Source organism: Arthrobacter sp. NA-172 (assembly GCF_043952055.1).
GTDB lineage: Bacteria > Actinomycetota > Actinomycetes > Actinomycetales > Micrococcaceae > Arthrobacter.
This window is the reverse complement of the sequence record NZ_JBINOT010000001.1, coordinates 2449330-2466910: the sequence shown is the minus strand read 5'-3', so window position 1 is coordinate 2466910 and position 17581 is coordinate 2449330. Positions and strand designations below refer to the sequence as shown.

Here is a 17581-nt window from a genome sequence, read left to right as displayed (position 1 = left end):
ACGATGCGTGGCCGCACCGCGTGGCGGGATAGGGTTGAAACACCATGAGCGACTGGATCCTGTACGTAATTCTTGCTGGGGGTGTGGTCTTCGCCGTCTCCAGTTGGTGGGGCGTGCGCCGCTTGAGAGCCAGGCACACCCGCAGCGCCGTGCGCGAAGACTCCCATAAACCCGGCCCCGGCTCGCAGCAGGTTGCCGTGGTGCTCAACCCCGTCAAGGCCAAGGCCGAAGAAGCCCGGAGGATCATCCGGGATGCCTGCCGGCTCGCGGGATGGGACGAACCCCATTTCTTCGACACCACCGCCGACGACCCGGGCCACTCCCAAGCCAGGGATGCCCTGAATTCCGGGGCCGACGTCGTACTCGTGGGCGGCGGGGACGGCACTGTGCGCGTGGTGGCAGAGGCCCTGGCGCACACCGGCGTCGCGATCGGCCTGATCCCCCTGGGGACCGGAAACCTGCTGGCACGCAATGTGAACCTGGATGTCAACGATCTCCGGGGCAACGTCCACACAGCCCTATTCGGCCACCAGCGGTACATCGATACCGCCCGCATGGCTATTCACAATGAGCGGACCGGTGCCTCCTCGGAACATGCTTTCCTGGTGATCGCGGGCATGGGCCTGGACGCCGAGGTTGTGGGCGACACCAACGACGACCTCAAGAAGGCAGTGGGCTGGTTGGCTTACACGGAGGCCGGCGTCCGCCACCTCCCAGGCAGGCGCAAGAGGGTCACCATCGCGATGGACGATGAGCCGGAGCAGTCACGGAAGATCCGAAGCGTCCTCTTCGCCAACTGCGGCTTGATTCCAGGCGGCATCGACTTCATCCCCGGCGCGATGATCGACGACGGCGTCCTGGACGTTGTGGTCATGAGTCCCCGCAGCGCCATTGGATGGCTCGCCGTGTACGCGAAGATCTTGTTCAAGCACAACCGAAACCTGCCGGTGATGAACTTTTACCGTTCGGGCAAAGTGGTCATTCGCAGCACCGAGCCGATGGCCACCCAGCTTGACGGCGATCCCTCGGGCGAGGCCACGAAGGTCACCGTCAAGGTGGAGCCGCGTTCCCTTCTGGTGCGTGTGCAATAACCCGCATTGATGCAATGGGGCAACGCTATTCGGCGTTCTTTGCCGCTTCCGACGCGTTACGTTCTGCCAAGTTGCGTTCTGCCAAGTTGCGTTCTGCCAAAGCCTTGGCGGCTGCGCGGGCTTCCGATTGCTCGCGAATCATAGCCTGTTCTTCCTCAAAGCGCAGCCGGTCAGCGCGGTCGGCTTCGTCGCCGTCCCAGTCCTGATTGTCCGCCTTGGGCTTCGGGTTGACGATCATTCCCTGGCCGCTGGTGTCATTGCTATTTACCGACATGGCCCGCTCCCTCCGTTAGGGGCATGCGTCCATCAATTATGGATCAAGCAAGCATACGCACAGTTTTAGCGCCGCGATAGGGGTTGAAGAGTCAATTATCCAACGCTTTGCGGAGGGGATCCCCGCGGTTTCCGGCGGGAAAAACAGCCGAGGGGTGCCGGCTTCCTGCTCTGCTCACACTGAATCAGCCGGCGCCGGCTTTCCGCCCAGGATTCCGCCTACCCACGCATGCGCGGACGCGAAAGCGGCGTCCGAAGTATGTGGAGCAACCAAGGACTTCTGCTCGTCGGCCCGGGCGTAGGAACCCAGGAAACGGGTGGCTGGGCTGATCCGGTGCAGGCCCGCCAAAGCATCTGCCACTCGGGCGTCGGAGGCATGTCCATCGGCGTCGATACTGAAGAAGTAGTGGCCCAGATACTGGCCGGTGGGCCGCGATTCGATCCGGCTCAAGTTGACTCCGCGGGTGGCGAATTGGTCCAGCGATCCTCCATCAAGGCACCAGGGCGGTCCTCGGGGAGGGGCACCACGACCGTTGTCTTATCCGCGCCGGTACGCTCTGTCAGCACACCCGGCCGGCTGACCAGGACGAAGCGGGTGACCGCGCTCGGATTGTCGCCGATGTTCTCCGCAAGCACGTTCAAGCCCGGACGTTCAGCGGCCACAAGGGGTGCGCAGATAGCGGCGTCATAGTGCGTTTCATCCTCAAGGAGCCCGACGGCGGCAGCGGCCGTTGAGGATCCCGGCACATATTCCGCATTGGGTATATTTTCGTCGACCCACAGCCTGCACTGGGCCCAGGGATGACCATGAGTGGAAACCCTGCGGATGTCCGAAATCTGCACCCCGGGACGGGCTACCAGCACGAAGGTGATCGGTACGAGGGCTTCGCGGATGATCCGAAGCTCAGATCCTGTCGCTATGGCATCAAGGGTTGCGGTCACTCCGCCTTCGACTGAGTTCTCGATGGGCACCATGGCTGCATCCGCCTCCCCGAGACGGACCCGTTCCAGCGCAGTGTTCACATTGGTGCAGGGCACCCTGTTGGCATCAGCGGCGCCTGGGACCTGCAGGAGTGCTGCCTCGGTGAAGGTGCCTTCCGGGCCGAGGAAGGTGTAGGTGGGCGCGGGTGCCGACATCAAATATTCCTTAGGTGTTATGCGTTGTGACTAGAGGACGACCGGCTTGAGGCCGTTCTCCGAAACCATCGGGCGGCCCGACTCGAACCAAATGTCCATTCCGCCGGCGACGTTTGTGGCGGTGTAACCCTGCCCCACCAGCCACTGAGCAGCACGCCGCGAACGGCCACCCGTGCGGCAGATAACAAAGAGGTCCTCGTCGGGATCGATTTCGTCAAGCCGGGCCGGGATCTGGTCAAGCGGAATGTGCAGGGCGCCCTCGGCGTGGCCAGCCAGCCATTCGTAGTCCTCCCGCACATCCAGGATCTTCGCGTCGGCCGGAACATCGCCGACAGGCACGGTCTCGAAATCGCTCACGTCAGTTCCTCCCAGTTGATTAAAGTCTTCATCCAGCCTATCCCCACGGCTCCCCTAACCCCTCTTCGCTACGGCCAGGGAAGCATCCTGACTACGGCACTTCCTGACTTCGCCGCCTCGGCACTAGTCTTGGCGCAAGCCGTTCGCCGTCACAGGGACCGCGATCCAAGGAGAAGGAGGAGCCACATGCCTGCGAGCGAGCCCACCATCCTGGCAACTTCCGGCGGGTACAAGTCCGGCCATCGCACCAGGATGGAGTTCGACCTCTTGGTACACCACGCCGTCGAGCTCTCTGGAGTGAGCGGACGCGCCCCGCGAGTTGCGCATATCGGCACGGCATCCGGGGATCAGCGTTGGTTCGCCGCGGAATTGGACCAAGCCGCCCGGATCTCCGGTTTCGACTTCAGCCACTTGAACCTGTTTACGATGCCCAATCATGGCGACCCGGAAGCGTATCTTTCGGAACAGGACGTGGTGTGGGTCAACGGCGGCTCGGTAGTCAACCTTCTGGCCGTGTGGCGTGCGCACGGCCTGGACACCATCATGAGGCGGGTCTGGGAACGCGGCGTGGTGCTGGCTGGCGTGTCAGCCGGCTCGATTTGCTGGTTCCAGGGCGGAACCACTGATTCTTACGGCCCTGAATTGCGCGAAGTGACCAACGGCCTTGGCCTCCTCCCCTACTCCAACGGTGTCCACTATGACTCCGAGCCGGAACGGCGCCCGACGGTCCATCGCCTAGTTGCCGAAGGCGTGCTGGGGGAAACCCACTGCACCGACGACGGCGTCGGGCTCGTCTATAGGGGCACTGAACTGGTGGATGTGGTTGCCGAAGTCCGGGGCAAGGCTGCCTATCGGGTCACGGCGGCGGCCGGAGAATCGGCCGACGCCGTTGCTGTTGAGGAGCGCTTGGAGTCCCGTTTCCTTGGTTAAAATCCACGAACTCGGCGCGGTGGCCTTGCGCGACGCCATGGCAGCAGGGAACCTCTCTGCAAGTGATGCAACAGAGCACTTCCTCATGAGGATCGGAGAGCAAGATCATTCGCTGGGCGCATTCGTCACGGTAACAGCGGACCAGGCCATCCTCGATGCCCGGGGCGCCGATGCAAGCTACGTTCGGCGCCGCAAAGAGGGCACCGAACTGCCGATTCTGCACGGGATGCCCCTGGCATTCAAAGACCTCACCGACGTTGCCGGAGTCGTCACCACTCACGGAAGTGCCGCACTGGACAGGAAACCCGTGCCGGAGGACGGTGCCCTTGCAGCCACGCTCAAAAGCGCCGGTTCCATCTCATTGGGCAAGACACAGGTTCCGGAGTTCGGGCTGACGGCGTACAGCGAAAACCGCATCGCACCGCCGTCGCGCAACCCCCACGCGTGGAGCCGCAGCTCAGGCGGATCTTCGGGAGGGAGCGCTGCCGCGGTTGCCGCGGGCTTGATTCCCTTTGCGCCGGGGAGCGATGGCGGCGGATCCATACGTATTCCCGCAGCGGCATGTGGCCTTCTCGGATTGAAGCCTGGCCGCGGTTTGGTGCCGTCGGGCGAAAGCGTAGGCGACGCCGCGCGGCTGGTGGTCGCCGGGCCCTTGGCGCGTTCGGCAGCGGATGCCGCCCTGATGATGGATGCCTTGGTGCCGCGCGAAATCCAGCCGAAAGGAGGCTACCTGGCAGCCCTCGGTAAAGCGCCGGAGGCATTGCGCATCGGCGTGAGCTTGGACAGTCCGTGGTCCAAGACCTTTCCCTTCACCCCGGAACAGGAGGCCTTGGATGCCCTGGCCAAAGGGATCGAGCTCCTCACAGAAACAGGGCATACCGTGCTCGACGCCCCGATCCGGTACGACAATCGCTACCCGGAAGCGTTCACGACGGCCTGGACTGCCGGCGTCGGGAGCGCCCGTATCCTGCCGCAACGCGAAGCCCTCCTGACCCCGCTGACCCGGACCTTCCGGCGTCGGGCGCAACAACGGAGCGCAGCGAAGGTCAACGAAGCCATCGGCTTCCTGAGGCGGTTCGCCCACGACACCGTTGCCCAGTACGCACAGTGGGACATGGTGCTCACGCCAGCGCTGGCACAGACGCCAAGGCCCGTGGGCTGGTTTACCGGAACAACACGCGGCGGGGAGCAGGCGCCAGCCCCGGAGTGGCCGGGCGACGCCGACGACGACTATCGCAAGCAATGCGAGTTCGCCCCGTGGTCCTCCATGGTGAATGTTTGCGGGCTGCCGGCGATCACCGTGCCCGTTCATTGGACAGGCCAGATGTCAGGAGCCGGGCTTCCCATGGGCATCCAGTTCATCGGAAAACCGGGATCTGAAATGCTCCTCCTGCAGCTCGCCGCTCAGCTTGAAATGCAGCTGGAAGTGCACGAAAAAGACGCCTCCGGACTTGACGGGTAGTTGCCCAAGGCATCTAAAAAATATGACAATGCGCTTAGTCAATGTCAGCATAGATTAGATGAGCACACCTCTAGACACGGCGACGCCCGCCAAAATTACGGGCGATACCTCCTTTTTCGGCCACCCAAAGATGCTGGCCAGCCTTTTCTCCGTAGAGATGTGGGAACGATTCTCCTTCTACGGAATGCAGGGAATCCTGCTCTACTACATGTACTTCACCGCTGACCACGGTGGACTCTCGATCGACAAATCGCTCGCGGCCGGACTGGTCGGCGCGTACGGCGGAGGCGTATACCTCTCCACGATTCTGGGCGCCTGGTTGGCGGACCGGATCTTCGGTTCCGAGCGGGTTCTCTTCGGCTCCGCCATCATGATCATGACCGGCCACATCGCACTGGCGCTGCTGCCCGGAATCCCGGGCCTCGTCGCCGGCCTCGTCTTGGTCGGCGTAGGATCCGGTGGCCTGAAGGCCAATGCCACTGCGCTGGTTGGCAGCCTCTACGGCGAGAAGGACGAGCGCCGCGATGCCGGCTTCTCCATCTTCTACATGGGCATCAACATCGGTGGCCTCATCGGCCCGCTCGTTACCGGCTGGTTGCAGGAAAGCAGTGGCTTCCACTGGGGCTTCGGCGCTGCCGCCGTCGGCATGGCAATCGGCCTCACCATCTACGTACTCGGCCGCAACAAGCTGCCGGAAGAAGCCCACCGCGTCCCGAACCCCCTCCCCTCCGTACAGCGGAGCCGTTACGGGCTCATCTTCCTCGGCATCGCCGTCGTGATCGCTGTGCTGCTGATGACCGGCGTGGTAAACCCGAGCAACCTGGCCCGCAGCATGGCTTACGCCGCCATTGTCGCCTCAGTGATCTATTTCACGCTGATCTTCCGAAGCAAGAAGGTCACGCCGCTTGAACGCAAGCGTGTTGTCGCGTTCATTCCGCTGTATATCGCGTCGGCAGCGTTCTGGGCACTTTTCCAGCAGCAGTTCACGTTCATTGCCGTGTACTCGGAGGAAAAACTGGACCGCAACCTCTTCGGCTGGGAAATGCCGGCAGCCTGGGTACAGTCCATCAACCCTGTATTCATCATCGTCTTCGCAGGCGTCATGGCTGCCCTGTGGACAAAACTTGGACCGAAGCAGCCGGGATCCCCTGTCAAGTTCGCTGCCGGACTCTTCGTCATGGGGTTGGCTTTCCTGGCGTTCATCCCCCTGAGTGGCGCAGGAAAGACCCCGTTGCTGGCGCTCGTAGGAATCCTGTTCCTCTTCACCTTGGCGGAACTGTTCCTGTCCCCCATCGGGCTGTCCGTGAGCACCAAGCTGGCCCCCCAGGCGTTCCACACCCAGATGGTGGCCCTGTTCTTCCTTTCGGTGTCCCTCGGCACCGCGCTGGCCGGCATCCTGGCCGGGCTGTACAACGCTGACAACGAACTGCCGTACTTCCTTGGCGTCGGCGGCACGGCCGTGGTGATCGCCGTGGCCTTGGCTGCTGGCTCGCCTGCCATCAAAAAGTTGATGGGCGGGGTCCGCTAGCAATCCTCTAGATAAGGCAATTCAAACAACGACGGCGGCCGGTGCGCTGAGTGGGATTCCCACCAACGCGCCGGCCGCCGTCGTCGTGGTTAGTAGTTGTAGTTGTAGCGCGAAGCGGTAGAGGCAAAAATAGCTATGAAGACCCAGAAGATGATCACTCCGATGATGCCCAGGTATCCCATCACCAGCCCCGCGATGGCCATACCTTTGCCGGCAGGCTCCTTCTTCATGGCCATGTGTCCGAGGACCACCGCGGCAATCTGGGGCAATACGAAGAAGCCAAAGCCCAGAAAGACGGCGATGCCGCAGCACATGCTGGCAATGCTTAGGCCTTTGGGCTCAACCGGCATGCCATAGTAGGCGGGCTGCCCGTACGGGCTGGGCGGTTGGCCGTAGGCAGGCTGGCCCTGCGGAGCCTGGGCATAGGGCGACGTCGGTTGGCCGTAGGCAGGCTGCTGGGGGTATTGGGGCTGACCGTATTGCGCCGGACCGCCTTGGGGCTGACCATACGGTTCCTGCGGCTGTTGCGTCGGGGGCTGCTGGGTGTGCGGCTGCGTCGGGGGCTGGCCGTAGGGGCCCGGAGCAGCGGGTGAGGCGAATGGCTGCTCGCCGTGGGTGTTTGAAGCGGCTTGCGGTGCCGGTGGAACGTACGACGGCGGTTCGTAGCCTTTGGACGGTTCGTTAACCTGAGGCGTTTCGTCACCCTGCGGTGCGTCCTCGGGTTTAGCTGGCTGGTCTGTCATGGAAAATCCCCCTTGCGAGTCTTTATGCCCAGCCTACAGCCGAGCCAAAGCGCACATAAGCTTCCGAAGGCCCGGCTTCCCAACCTCGTGGCGAACTTCGGTAAACGGGCAGTGAATCTTCGCCGATGACGCCTACATACGATGTCATAGGCGCCGCAATAGTGGCTTTTCTCTTCAAGCACAGAGAGCCGTCTGGCATGCTGGGTCAATGGCTAGCCGTGCGGGCACAGTTGCCCTTCCCCAGTGACCTTGTAGACATCACTGCTCTTCTTGACGCGTATTACGACGTGACGCCGGATCTCAGCGATCCCGCGCAGCGCGTTGCCTTCGGGACCTCCGGACACCGGGGTTCCAGCCTGAAGGCCTCGTTCAACGAAGGGCATATCCTCGCTATCACTCAGGCGATCGTGGAATACCGCGCCGGCCAAGGCATCACCGGCCCGCTCTTCCTGGCCAAGGACACTCACGCCCTGAGCGAGCCGGCGCAAAATTCCGCCCTCGAAGTCCTCGCCGCCAACGGCGTCAATGTGCTGATCGACGCGCGGCACGGCTACACGCCTACCCCGGCGCTGAGCCACGCCATCCTCAAGTACAACAACGAAGCCGGCAGTGGCCAGCCCCAGGCAGACGGCATCGTGGTCACCCCGAGCCACAACCCTCCGGCCGACGGCGGTTTCAAGTACAACCCTCCCCATGGCGGCCCCGCGGACACGGACGCCACCGGCTGGATCGCCAACCGCGCCAACGAACTCATGGAAAACGGGCTGCGGGGCGTCAAGCGGATCCCGTTGAACGACGCCCTCAAGGCGGAGGCCACGGGCAAGTTCGACTTCCTCAGCAGCTACGTGGACGATCTCCCCTCGGTGCTGGACCTCGAAGCAATCCGCGGGGCCGGCGTCCGGATCGGAGCAGACCCCATGGGCGGCGCATCCGTGGACTACTGGGGCGAAATCGGCGAACGCCACCAGCTGGACCTCACGGTGGTCAACCCCACCGTGGACCCGCAATGGGCCTTCATGACCCTCGACTGGGATGAGAAGATCCGCATGGACTGCTCCTCGCCGTCGGCCATGGCATCCCTTATCAAGCGCATGGCCGACGCCGGCACTGGCACCGCCTACGACATCGCCACCGGAAACGACGCCGACGCAGACCGTCACGGCATCGTCACGCCATTTGTTGATGGGCAAGGCGGCCTGATGAACCCGAACCACTACCTCGCCGTCGCGATCGACTACCTTTACCGCAACCGCACGGGCTGGAACCCCCAGTCCGTGGTCGGCAAGACGCTCGTGTCCTCCTCCATCATCGACAGGGTGGCGGCCGGGCTGGGCCGCAAGCTCGTGGAAGTTCCCGTGGGTTTCAAGTGGTTCGTGCCGGGCCTGCTCTCCGGCGAGGGTGCATTTGGCGGCGAAGAATCCGCGGGCGCCTCATTCAACAAGCGCGACGGCAGCGTCTGGACCACCGACAAGGACGGCATTCTCCTGGCCTCTTGGCGTCGGAGATCACGGCCGTCACCGGCAAGTCGCCGTCGCAGCTGTACAAGGGACTCACGGATCAGTTCGGCGCGCCTGTCTATGCTCGGATCGACGCCGCCGCCACGCGTGAACAGAAAGCTGCGCTAGGCAAGCTGTCGTCGTCGGACGTCACGGCCACCACGCTGGCCGGCGAGGAAATCACCGCGAAGCTGACCGAGGCGCCCGGCAACGGTGCGTCAATCGGCGGCCTCAAGGTGGTCACGGAGAACGCCTGGTTCGCGGCCCGGCCGTCCGGAACCGAAGACGTTTACAAGATCTACGCCGAGTCCTTCAAGGGTGCCGACCACCTCAAGCAGGTCCAGGAAGAGGCCAAGGCGCTCGTTGACGGCGTGATTTCCTAGCGTTCGCTAACTTGGCTCCGCCGGAAGGCGCCACAGCTTGAGGATCCGACGGATCGTGTGGTTGCCTTCCGGCGCCATGTCCACCAGCGCGATCTGGTCGAGCACGACGGCGTCTCCCGGGCTGGGGCGCTTTCCGTCGTGGTGCGAAATGTGCGGCCGATAGTGGTCCAAGACGTAGTTCGGCGTTGCTGCGCGCCCTCCGACTCTGGCCACGGCGTCGAACAGTTCCTCGTGCAGGCCCTGCAAAACGGGGTGGTGTTCCACGAGGCTGACCGGCGTGGACCCTTGGTGACCGAATCCGGCGTCGGGCCCGACCGTGAGGTCCGCCCCTAGGGCGCCCATCGCCGGAGCGGTAACCAGTTCGCTCAGTCGCTCGGCGACGTCGTCACCGTCCGCGGGTCCGACGTCGAACCTCAAGAGGGTGATGTGCAGCGGCCAATCACTGCGCGGGAAGATCAGCCCGTCAGCCACCTGCTCGACGAACGCCACCAGAATAAGGTTCCGCATAAGGAAAGTTTCCCACCGGTGTGCCCCCTCAAGGTGAGTGAGGGTCAGACGGTGCGGACTACGTCTTCGTACGCGAACTTCGGCTTGGCTGCGCCAAATGCGTCCGGACCCGGCTGGCCGATGTTGACCACAAGGAAGCTCTTCTGGTCCCCGGCGGGGAAGAATGCGGCGTCGATCGCGGCGAAGTCGGCGCCCGTCATGGGGCCCGCAGCGAAGCCGAGGGTGCGGACGGCGAGGATGAAGTAGCCGGCCTGCAGGTGGGCGTTGTTGTTGCCGGTGACTGCAGCGAACTCAGGGTTGGCGTCGTACATAGCTTTCGGGGCGTTGTAGCCAGGGAGGAAGTTGTCCCACTGGCCGTGCCAGTCGGTGTCATAGGAGAGCACGGCGACCAGCGGGGCCGAAGCGGTCTTGGCCTTGTTTCCCGGAGAGAGGGTCTCGACGAGCTTGGCGCGTGCCTCGTCCGAGCGGACGTAGGTGACGCGCAACGGCTGGGAGTTGAACGCCGTTGGGCCGAACTTGGTCAGTTCGTAGATGGCCTGGGCCTGCTCCTCGGAAACCTCTCCGGCAAAGGAGTTTGCAGTCCGGGCTTCGGCAAAAATGGCGTCGACTGCTGCGGCGTCAATCACTGCTTCTTCGTGGGCGATTGTCATTCGCGTACCTTTCGCTGTGCCCGCTGCCATGGACGGCCGGGCGCTAATGCTTTCCTCACGTGCAAACTTCAACTTCCCCCAGACCCTTCCCGAGAAGGCCGGTGATGTTCCCCACAGCGGGAACGGCAGGCCATCCGGACGGTAAGGTTGCACCCGGACAATCACAACTTCAGGGAAGGCTCCCGTCGATGAGCATGCTCGGAACCAAATGGAAGCTGCACGGCAACGGCAAGACGATCCGGCCGGGACACGTGGTGGCACCCGAGGAGCGGCTCGCGTGGCCGTTGACCATCGGCGTCGGCATGCAGCACGTCGTCGCGATGTTCGGTGCCACCTTCCTGGGTGCCCATCATCACAGGCATGCCGCCCGCCACTACGCTGCTCTTCTCTGGAATCGGCACCCTGTTGTTCCTGGTCATCACCAAGGGCCGCGTACCCAGCTACCTCGGCTCGAGCTTTGCCTTCATCGCTCCCATCTTGGCGTCCCAGCAGCAGTTCGGCGTCCCCGGCGCGCTGGGCGGAGTGGTGCTGGCCGGCGTCGTGCTGGCGCTCGTCGGCATGGTGGTGCAGAAGTTCGGCGCTGAATGGATCAACCGGACCATGCCGCCCATCGTGACAGGCGCGATCGTTGCCTTAATCGGCCTGAACCTGGCGCCGGCCGCGAAGGCGAACTTCGACAAAGCCCCGATCACTGCCCTCGTGACCCTTGTGACGATCATTCTGGTGAGCGTCCTCTTCCGTGGCATCCTTGGCCGCCTGAGCATCCTGGTGGGCGTGGTGGTGGGCTACTTTACCGCCATGGGGCGCGGCGAAGTGGACTACTCCAAGATGGACACGGCCTCTTGGATCGGCCTGCCGCACTTCCAGACGCCCGAGTTCCACCTCGGCGTTATCGGGTTGTTTGTACCGGTTGTCCTGGTGTTGGTGGCCGAGAACGTGGGACATGTGAAGTCCGTGGCTGCGATGACAGGACGCAACCTCGACGACGTCTCCGGCCGCGCGTTGATGGCAGACGGCGTTGCGACAGTTCTCGCCGGCTTCGGCGGCGGCTCCGGTACCACCACTTATGCCGAGAACATCGGCGTCATGGCCGCCACTAAGGTCTACTCGACGGCGGCGTACTGGGTTGCCGGGATCTTCGCCATCCTGCTGAGCTTCTCGCCCAAGTTTGGCGAACTTATTGCCACTGTTCCCGCCGGTGTGCTGGGCGGAGCGGCGACCATGCTCTACGGCATGATCGGTGTCCTGGGCGTCAAGATCTGGGTACAAAACAAGGTCAACTTCTCGAACCCCATCAACCTGACCACGGCCGCCGTCGCGCTCATCATCGGCATCGCGGACTACACGTGGACCATTGGCGAACTGAAGTTCACGGGCATCGCCTTGGGCTCGGCCGCTGCCTTGGTGGTTTATCACGGCATGAAGGGTTTGGCGCGTTGGCGCGGGACGGTTGCTGAACCGGAGATGGAGACGGCGGGGCTGCCTCCGGCAGCGAAGTCCGCCATCAACGCGGCGGCGAAACGGCACCCGAAGCGCTAGGCCCGCGGTCCCCCACCGGGCATGCTCAGGAGTTAGGCGCCTTCCAGCACCTGGCTCGTAGCCCACGCGAGGTACTTGGCAGCGTTCGCAATGGCGTCGGCAGCGTCCGGCAAACCATTGCTGCGTTGCGCGACATCGAGCAGCTGGGCCGCGGCCACTATTCCATGACCCGCAAGCTCCTCGGGAGTCACCAAGATCCTTCCGGCCACCACAATCACGGGAATGCCCTGCCCGTGCGCCGAATCCGCCAGGGCAATGGGCGCTTTGCCGGTCAGTGACTGCGAATCCATGGAGCCTTCGCCCGTGATCACCAAGTCCGCGCCACCGAGCTTTTCCGGAAGCCCCGTCAGTCCGGCCACGAGCGCGAAGCCGCCTTCCAGCGATGCTCGCGTGAAAGCGAGGAACGACGCCGGGAATCCCCCCGCGGCGCCCGCACCGGGAACGTTGATATCGCGTCCGCTCATTTCCCGCAGCAGGGACGCCCAGTTTCGAAGGCCGGCGTCGAGCAATTCCACCGCGTCCTCATCCGCGCCCTTCTGCGGACCGAAAACATACGCCGCCCCGTCGCTGCCAAAGAGCGGGTTCTGGACGTCGACGGCGATACGGAACCGCACGGCGGTCAGCCGCGGATCCAGCCCCGAGACATCGAGGGACGCGACGTCGGAGAGGGAGCCCCCGCCGAGCGGAACCACGTTCCCGGCCGCGTCCAGGGGCTTGAGGCCGAGCGCGCGCAAGGCACCGCTGCCGCCGTCGGACATCGCGGAGCCGCCCAGGCCAAGCACGATCTCCGTGGCCCCGGCGTCGAGTGCCGCGGCGATGAGCTGACCGCAACCATAGCTGTGGGCACGCAGGGAATTTTCCGGCGTCGGCTCCATGTGCGCCAATCCGGACGCTTGCGCGGTTTCGATCACCGCGGTAGCTCCGCCGAAGGCATTTTGCCGGATGGCCCATGCGGCGCCCACTGGCTTGATAATAGGCCCGACGACGGCGTTGATCCGCTCTTCGTATCCGGCCGCCACGGCCGCATCCAAAGTTCCTTCGCCACCGTCGGCGATGGGGAACTGCGTCACCACAGCATCCGGATACACGCGCAATGCCCCCTCGGCCATGGCCGACGCCGCTTCAGCAGCAGTGAGGGAACCTTTGAACTTGTCCGGGGCGATCAGGATGCGCATGCTCCCATCCTGCCAGCGGCGCTAAGCTTTTCGCAGATTCGTGCGTCTGAGATGTCGAAAACAGCACACGCCGTTCGTATAGAGGGTGAGACGCAGGCAAGATGCCGGCGTCACATCCAAGGAGGAACAGTCATGTCACGTTATCTGCTCAGCATCTACCAGCCCGACGGAGCCGCCCCGGAACCCGAAGTCCTGAACCGGATCATGACCGATCTCGACGTCCTGAACCAGGAAATGCGCGACGCCGGCGCCTGGGTTTTCACGGGCGGCCTCCACCCCGCCAGCACCGCCACGGTGGTCCGGGTGAACGACGGCGAAATTCTCACCACCGATGGCCCCTTCGCGGAGGCCAAGGAACATGTGGGCGGCCTGTGGGTGATCGAAGCTCCGGACCTGGACGTGGCACTCGAATGGGGACGCAAGGCCGCCCAAGCCACTACCCTTCCAATCGAAGTCCGGCCGTTCGCGGGCTACGTAGATTAATTCGCTATGGTCCATATTTCCCAGATCGGACAAATATTCCGCGAAGAGTATGGACGCTCCGTGGCAGTCCTGGTCCGCGTTTTGGGCAGTATCGACGCCGCCGAGGACGCGGTCCAGGACGCCTTCACCGAGGCCGTGGCACGCTGGCCGGAAGCCGGACTGCCGCCTAGTCCAGCGGGCTGGATTATCACCACGGCCCGGAACCGTGCGATCGACCGGCTGCGCCGGGAGGCATCCGGACGGGAGAAACTCGCCCAGGCGGGGCTACTGCACGGCGATCATGGACATCACGGCGATGAAAGCGACGCAATGGAGGTGGACACCGTGGAGGACGACCAACTCCGGCTGATCTTTACGTGTTGCCACCCCGCCTTGAACCGGGGCGCGCAGGTAGCGCTGACCCTCAGGCTCCTGGGCGGGCTCACCACCGCCGAAATTGCCCGCGGATTCCTGGTAGCCGAGGCCACCATGGCCCAACGCCTGGTGCGCGCGAAAGGCAAGATCCGCGACGCCCACATCCCGTACCGCATACCGAGCGGTGCTGAGCTTCCGGAAAGGCTCAAGTCCGTGCTGACTGTGGTCTATCTGGTCTTCAACGAGGGCTACGCGGCAAGCTCAGGCGTGGGGCTGATGCGCGAAGACCTTTGCCGCGAGGCTGTCCGTCTCGGCCGGCTCATCGCGGAACTCATGCCCGATGAGCCCGAAGCCAAGGGACTCTTGGCCCTCCTGCTCCTGCTCGATTCCCGCCGTTCTGCGCGGGCAACTCCCGACGGCGGCTTGGTGCTCCTCGCGGAGCAGGACCGCAGGCTCTGGAACAAAGATCTGATTGCCGAGGGCCAAATGTTGGTGCGGCAATGCTTGAAGAGGAATCAACCCGGACCATACCAAATCCAAGCGGCCATCAACGCGGTGCACAGCGATGCCGCCCGGCCGGCGGACACGGATTGGCGCCAAATCCTAGCGCTGTATGAACAGCTCCTGGCCACCGAACCGACGCCCGTGGTGGCTTTGAACCGGGCAGTAGCCCTCGCAGAAGTGGAAGGGCCCGCCGCGGGACTTGCCGCCGTCGACGTCCTCGAACTAGGCAATTACTATCTCTTTCACGCCGTGCGGGCAGAGCTACTCCGGCGCCTGGGCCGCACCGAGGAAGCTGTCGCCGCCTACCGTGCTGCGCAAGAACGCACCGATAACGACGCCGAGCGCGACTTCCTGGAAGCACACACCCGGGCGCTCACCACCACTGCCCGCGGCCCTGCAGCACCGACTTCAGGAGATCCGCACGGTCCGTGACCAGGCCGTCCACGCCCACATTCAGCACCCGGGCCATCTCGGCGGGATCATTGATGGTCCAGACGTGGACCTGGAGTCCGAGCCGACGCGCCCGCCGCACAAAACCAGGCGTCACCACCTGCACCGGTCCATAGCGGACCGGGACCTGAAGGGCATCGACGTCGTGCATCATCTTGCGCAACCAGCGTTCCGGCATGACAGGACCCAAGACTGCAAACAGGGCGTTGTAGACGATTCCCGCCGAGGAGGCCGTGCGGCGGGTAAGAAGTCGCAGGACCGCGCGTCGGCGGCGATCGGAGAAGCTCGCGATCAACACCCGGTCGTGGGCATCGAGACGTTCGATGATTCCGGCAAGAGCTTTGACGGTGCCCCAATCCTTGACGTCGATATTCAGCCGGGCCTCGGGGAAGCCAGTCAGGATGTCGGAAAGGAGCGGAATTGCTTCGCGGCCGCCGATGCGGGCCTTCGCGATCTCGGCAGCAGTGAGGCTGGAGATCTGACCGTGGCCGTCCGTGACGCGATCCAGTGTGTCGTCGTGGAAGAGGAGCACCACGCCGTCGGCAGTGGTGCGGGCGTCAGTCTCAAGATGGGTGAAGCCGAGCTCAAGCGCCGCCCTGAATGCCGCGGCCGAGTTCTCAAGGCCATCCGGCGAAAATCCGCGGTGCGCGAAGGCAAGCGGAGCGGATTGTCCGTCCGGACGACTGAAGAAGGGCAAGTACGGGCTCACACGGGTAGCGTAACCCGGCCGTGCCGCCCGGGACCCCGTCAGGATTTCTGCGGGACGATCTCCACCCCGTCGCCGCAGTGCACCAGCGTGCGGCCGCGGCCGCCGTCGAGGTTTACCCAGACCACGCTGTGGTCACTCGACACGGCGTCCACTTGGCCGGGGTTCTCAAACCCCGGCGCGAGCTTGATGCTCACGCGGTCTCCGCGGCGCAATTGCTTCCAGTGTTCAGCCGGAACTGCGCGGCGAACCGGGGCATCAGGCCACCCCGTTGTCTTCCTCTTGGCCATCATGTCCCCCTGCGATCGTTATCAGATACAGGATCACCCTAGGGGGACGAGTTGAACGGCAGTTGGACTGGAGCTGTGTAAAGGGTGAGCGGTCCCAACTAGCTCGCGTTTGTTGTCGTTTAGAGGCCTGAAAACGACGTTAACTGCCAGCTAGTTGGGTCCGCCCGGCCGGAAGTGGCCCTAGATGATGGCGGCGCGGAGTTGCTTCGCGGCCAGCGCGGGGTCGTCTGCGCCGTAGATGGAACCACCAACGACGGCGACATCCGCTCCGGCGCGCTGTACGGCTCCGATGGTGGACAGGTTCACACCGCCCGCGACGGAGAAGGGCACGCGGGCTTCCTCCCCGGCGCTCAGCAGGACGTCCAGGTTGTAGCCCGGCTTTGCCTGCTCGTCGAGGCCGGCGTGGAACTCAATGAACTTGGCACCGAGGGCGCGGGCTTCCTTGGCACGGCTTACTTTGTCTGCCACGCCGATCAAGTCCACCACGATGCCCTTGTTGTGGTCCTTGGCCGCCTTGACTGCACCGGCGATGGTCGAATCGTCTGCGCCGCCAAGCACTGAGACGAGGTCCGCGCCGGCCTTGAAAGCGATGTCGGCTTCAAGTTCGCCGGCGTCCATTGTCTTGAGATCTGCGAACACGATCTTGTCCGGGTGGGCTTCCTTGATGGCGGTCACGGCGGATAGGCCTTCGCTTTTCACGAGGGGAGTGCCGAGTTCGATGATGTCCACAAATTCGGCCACCTTGCCCGCGATCTCGAGGGCGGCTTCAGTAGTGAGGACGTCGATGGCGACTTGCAGCTTCATGGAGAGATCACTTTCGTTGTTGGTTGAGGTGTTGGTTGAGGCGCTGGGAAATAGGGGCTATTCGAGATTGGCGTGGCGGAGCCAGAGTTCCTCGGCCGGGGTTGCGTCGTTGTCCCACAGGGTCTGGAAAACGGCTTCGGCAGCGAGGAAGAGCACCTGCTCGAACAGGCTGCCGGAGTACTGGCGGGACACCGTGGATCCGTGGTCCGTCTTTTGCGCCGCCGGAATGATGACGACGACGTCGGCCAGCTCCGCGAGCGGGGACGTCGCGTTTGTCGTGTACGCGGCGATCCTGGCGCCGGTCTTGGCGGCCGTCTCGGCAGCCCGCACGACGCCGGAGGTCGTCCCGGAGCCCGAGGCAAGCAGTAGGAGGTCACCCGAGCGGATGGCCGGCGTCGTGGCGTCCCCCGCGATGTGGACGTCGAAACCGAGGTGCATCAGCCGCATTGCAGCCATCCGTAGGACGAGGCCGCTGCGGCCGGCTCCCGCAACAAAGATCCGGCCGGTGGCCGAGTTCCCCGCGGTCTGGACTTCCGTGGCCAGGCGGGACAACTGCCGAAGGTCCATTTCAGCAGCCGTTTCCGCGATCTCGCCACCCACGACGTCCAGGCCCAGGCCGACGTCCAGGCTCAGGTCGACGTCCGGGACGCCACGAGCCAGGTCGCGATGTTGGCCCGAGGCGGCGTGGGGAGTCTCTGCGGTTGTGGTCATGCGTTGCC

General features: G+C 64.0%; 16 protein-coding genes and 3 pseudogenes. 8 read left to right on the top strand and 11 right to left on the bottom strand.

The features are described 5' to 3' along the window. Window positions 1-44: 44 nt before the first annotated feature. A complete protein-coding gene (locus ACF0H6_RS12205) occupies window positions 45-1091 on the top strand; it encodes a diacylglycerol/lipid kinase family protein (protein ID WP_395249814.1) in 1047 nt (348 codons plus the stop codon). Between the two features lie 25 nt (window positions 1092-1116). On the opposite strand, the gene ACF0H6_RS12200 is transcribed toward ACF0H6_RS12205, so the two are convergent. The 3 genes and pseudogenes from ACF0H6_RS12200 to ACF0H6_RS12190 all read right to left on the bottom strand — a co-directional run bounded on the left by ACF0H6_RS12200 (window position 1117) and on the right by ACF0H6_RS12190 (window position 2858). After that, on the bottom strand, window positions 1117-1365 hold the full coding sequence (locus ACF0H6_RS12200; protein WP_395249813.1) for a hypothetical protein: 249 nt from the start codon (window positions 1363-1365) through the stop codon (window positions 1117-1119). 174 nt (window positions 1366-1539) lie between these two features. Beyond that, a pseudogene (gene pheA, locus ACF0H6_RS12195) lies at window positions 1540-2501 on the bottom strand (prephenate dehydratase). 30 nt (window positions 2502-2531) lie between these two features. Continuing rightward, window positions 2532-2858, bottom strand: coding sequence for a rhodanese-like domain-containing protein (locus tag ACF0H6_RS12190; protein ID WP_395249812.1), 327 nt, complete (start codon window positions 2856-2858; stop codon window positions 2532-2534). Between the two features lie 186 nt (window positions 2859-3044). Here ACF0H6_RS12190 and ACF0H6_RS12185 point away from each other — a divergent pair, with 186 nt between their 5' ends. The 3 genes from ACF0H6_RS12185 to ACF0H6_RS12175 are packed head-to-tail and all read left to right on the top strand — an operon-like array spanning window position 3045 to window position 6778. Then, window positions 3045-3788, top strand: coding sequence for a Type 1 glutamine amidotransferase-like domain-containing protein (locus tag ACF0H6_RS12185; protein ID WP_395249811.1), 744 nt, complete (start codon window positions 3045-3047; stop codon window positions 3786-3788). Next, complete coding sequence (locus ACF0H6_RS12180; RefSeq protein ID WP_395249810.1) at window positions 3781-5250, top strand: amidase; 1470 nt, start codon at window positions 3781-3783, stop codon at window positions 5248-5250. Before ACF0H6_RS12185 ends, ACF0H6_RS12180 begins: the two co-directional genes overlap by 8 nt. Before the next feature lie 58 nt (window positions 5251-5308). After that, window positions 5309-6778, top strand: a complete 1470-nt coding sequence (locus tag ACF0H6_RS12175) for a peptide MFS transporter (RefSeq protein ID WP_395249809.1) — start codon at window positions 5309-5311, stop codon at window positions 6776-6778. An 89-nt stretch (window positions 6779-6867) separates the two neighbouring features. On the opposite strand, the gene ACF0H6_RS12170 is transcribed toward ACF0H6_RS12175, so the two are convergent. Next, complete coding sequence (locus ACF0H6_RS12170; protein ID WP_395249808.1) at window positions 6868-7521, bottom strand: DUF4190 domain-containing protein; 654 nt, start codon at window positions 7519-7521, stop codon at window positions 6868-6870. A gap of 208 nt (window positions 7522-7729) precedes the next feature. On the opposite strand from ACF0H6_RS12170, the pseudogene pgm reads away from it, so the two are divergent. Continuing rightward, window positions 7730-9400: pseudogene (gene pgm / locus ACF0H6_RS12165) on the top strand (phosphoglucomutase (alpha-D-glucose-1,6-bisphosphate-dependent)). 6 nt (window positions 9401-9406) lie between these two features. On the opposite strand, the gene ACF0H6_RS12160 reads toward pgm, so the two are convergent. Beyond that, window positions 9407-9907, bottom strand: a complete 501-nt coding sequence (locus ACF0H6_RS12160; RefSeq protein WP_395249807.1) for a 2'-5' RNA ligase family protein — start codon at window positions 9905-9907, stop codon at window positions 9407-9409. Window positions 9908-9951: 44 nt separating this feature from the next. Beyond that, on the bottom strand, window positions 9952-10557 hold the full coding sequence (locus tag ACF0H6_RS12155) for a malonic semialdehyde reductase (RefSeq protein ID WP_395249806.1): 606 nt from the start codon (window positions 10555-10557) through the stop codon (window positions 9952-9954). 188 nt (window positions 10558-10745) lie between these two features. On the opposite strand from ACF0H6_RS12155, the pseudogene ACF0H6_RS12150 reads away from it, so the two are divergent. Continuing rightward, window positions 10746-12096, top strand: a pseudogene (locus ACF0H6_RS12150) (uracil-xanthine permease family protein). 32 nt (window positions 12097-12128) lie between these two features. Here the strand turns inward: ACF0H6_RS12150 and ACF0H6_RS12145 are convergent. After that, window positions 12129-13271, bottom strand: coding sequence for a glycerate kinase (locus tag ACF0H6_RS12145; protein ID WP_395249805.1), 1143 nt, complete (start codon window positions 13269-13271; stop codon window positions 12129-12131). A 132-nt stretch (window positions 13272-13403) separates the two neighbouring features. Here ACF0H6_RS12145 and ACF0H6_RS12140 point away from each other — a divergent pair, with 132 nt between their 5' ends. After that, window positions 13404-13754, top strand: a complete 351-nt coding sequence (locus tag ACF0H6_RS12140) for a YciI family protein (RefSeq protein WP_395249804.1) — start codon at window positions 13404-13406, stop codon at window positions 13752-13754. Window positions 13755-13760: 6 nt separating this feature from the next. Continuing rightward, window positions 13761-15044: an RNA polymerase sigma factor gene (locus tag ACF0H6_RS12135; protein WP_395249803.1), complete on the top strand. Its 1284-nt coding sequence runs from the start codon at window positions 13761-13763 to the stop codon at window positions 15042-15044. Here ACF0H6_RS12135 and ACF0H6_RS12130 read toward each other — a convergent pair. The 4 genes from ACF0H6_RS12130 to hxlB all read right to left on the bottom strand — a co-directional run bounded on the left by ACF0H6_RS12130 (window position 14986) and on the right by hxlB (window position 17573). Beyond that, window positions 14986-15771, bottom strand: a complete 786-nt coding sequence (locus ACF0H6_RS12130) for a glycerophosphodiester phosphodiesterase family protein (RefSeq protein WP_395249802.1) — start codon at window positions 15769-15771, stop codon at window positions 14986-14988. The genes ACF0H6_RS12135 and ACF0H6_RS12130 overlap by 59 nt on opposite strands. A 38-nt stretch (window positions 15772-15809) precedes the next feature. Further along, entirely contained in the window at window positions 15810-16058 is a 249-nt protein-coding gene (locus tag ACF0H6_RS12125) for a hypothetical protein (protein ID WP_395249947.1), read from the bottom strand. Window positions 16059-16238: 180 nt separating this feature from the next. Next, on the bottom strand, window positions 16239-16862 hold the full coding sequence (gene hxlA, locus ACF0H6_RS12120; protein ID WP_395249801.1) for a 3-hexulose-6-phosphate synthase: 624 nt from the start codon (window positions 16860-16862) through the stop codon (window positions 16239-16241). A 57-nt stretch (window positions 16863-16919) separates the two neighbouring features. Then, entirely contained in the window at window positions 16920-17573 is a 654-nt protein-coding gene (hxlB, locus tag ACF0H6_RS12115; RefSeq protein ID WP_395249800.1) for a 6-phospho-3-hexuloisomerase, read from the bottom strand. Window positions 17574-17581: the final 8 nt, after the last annotated feature.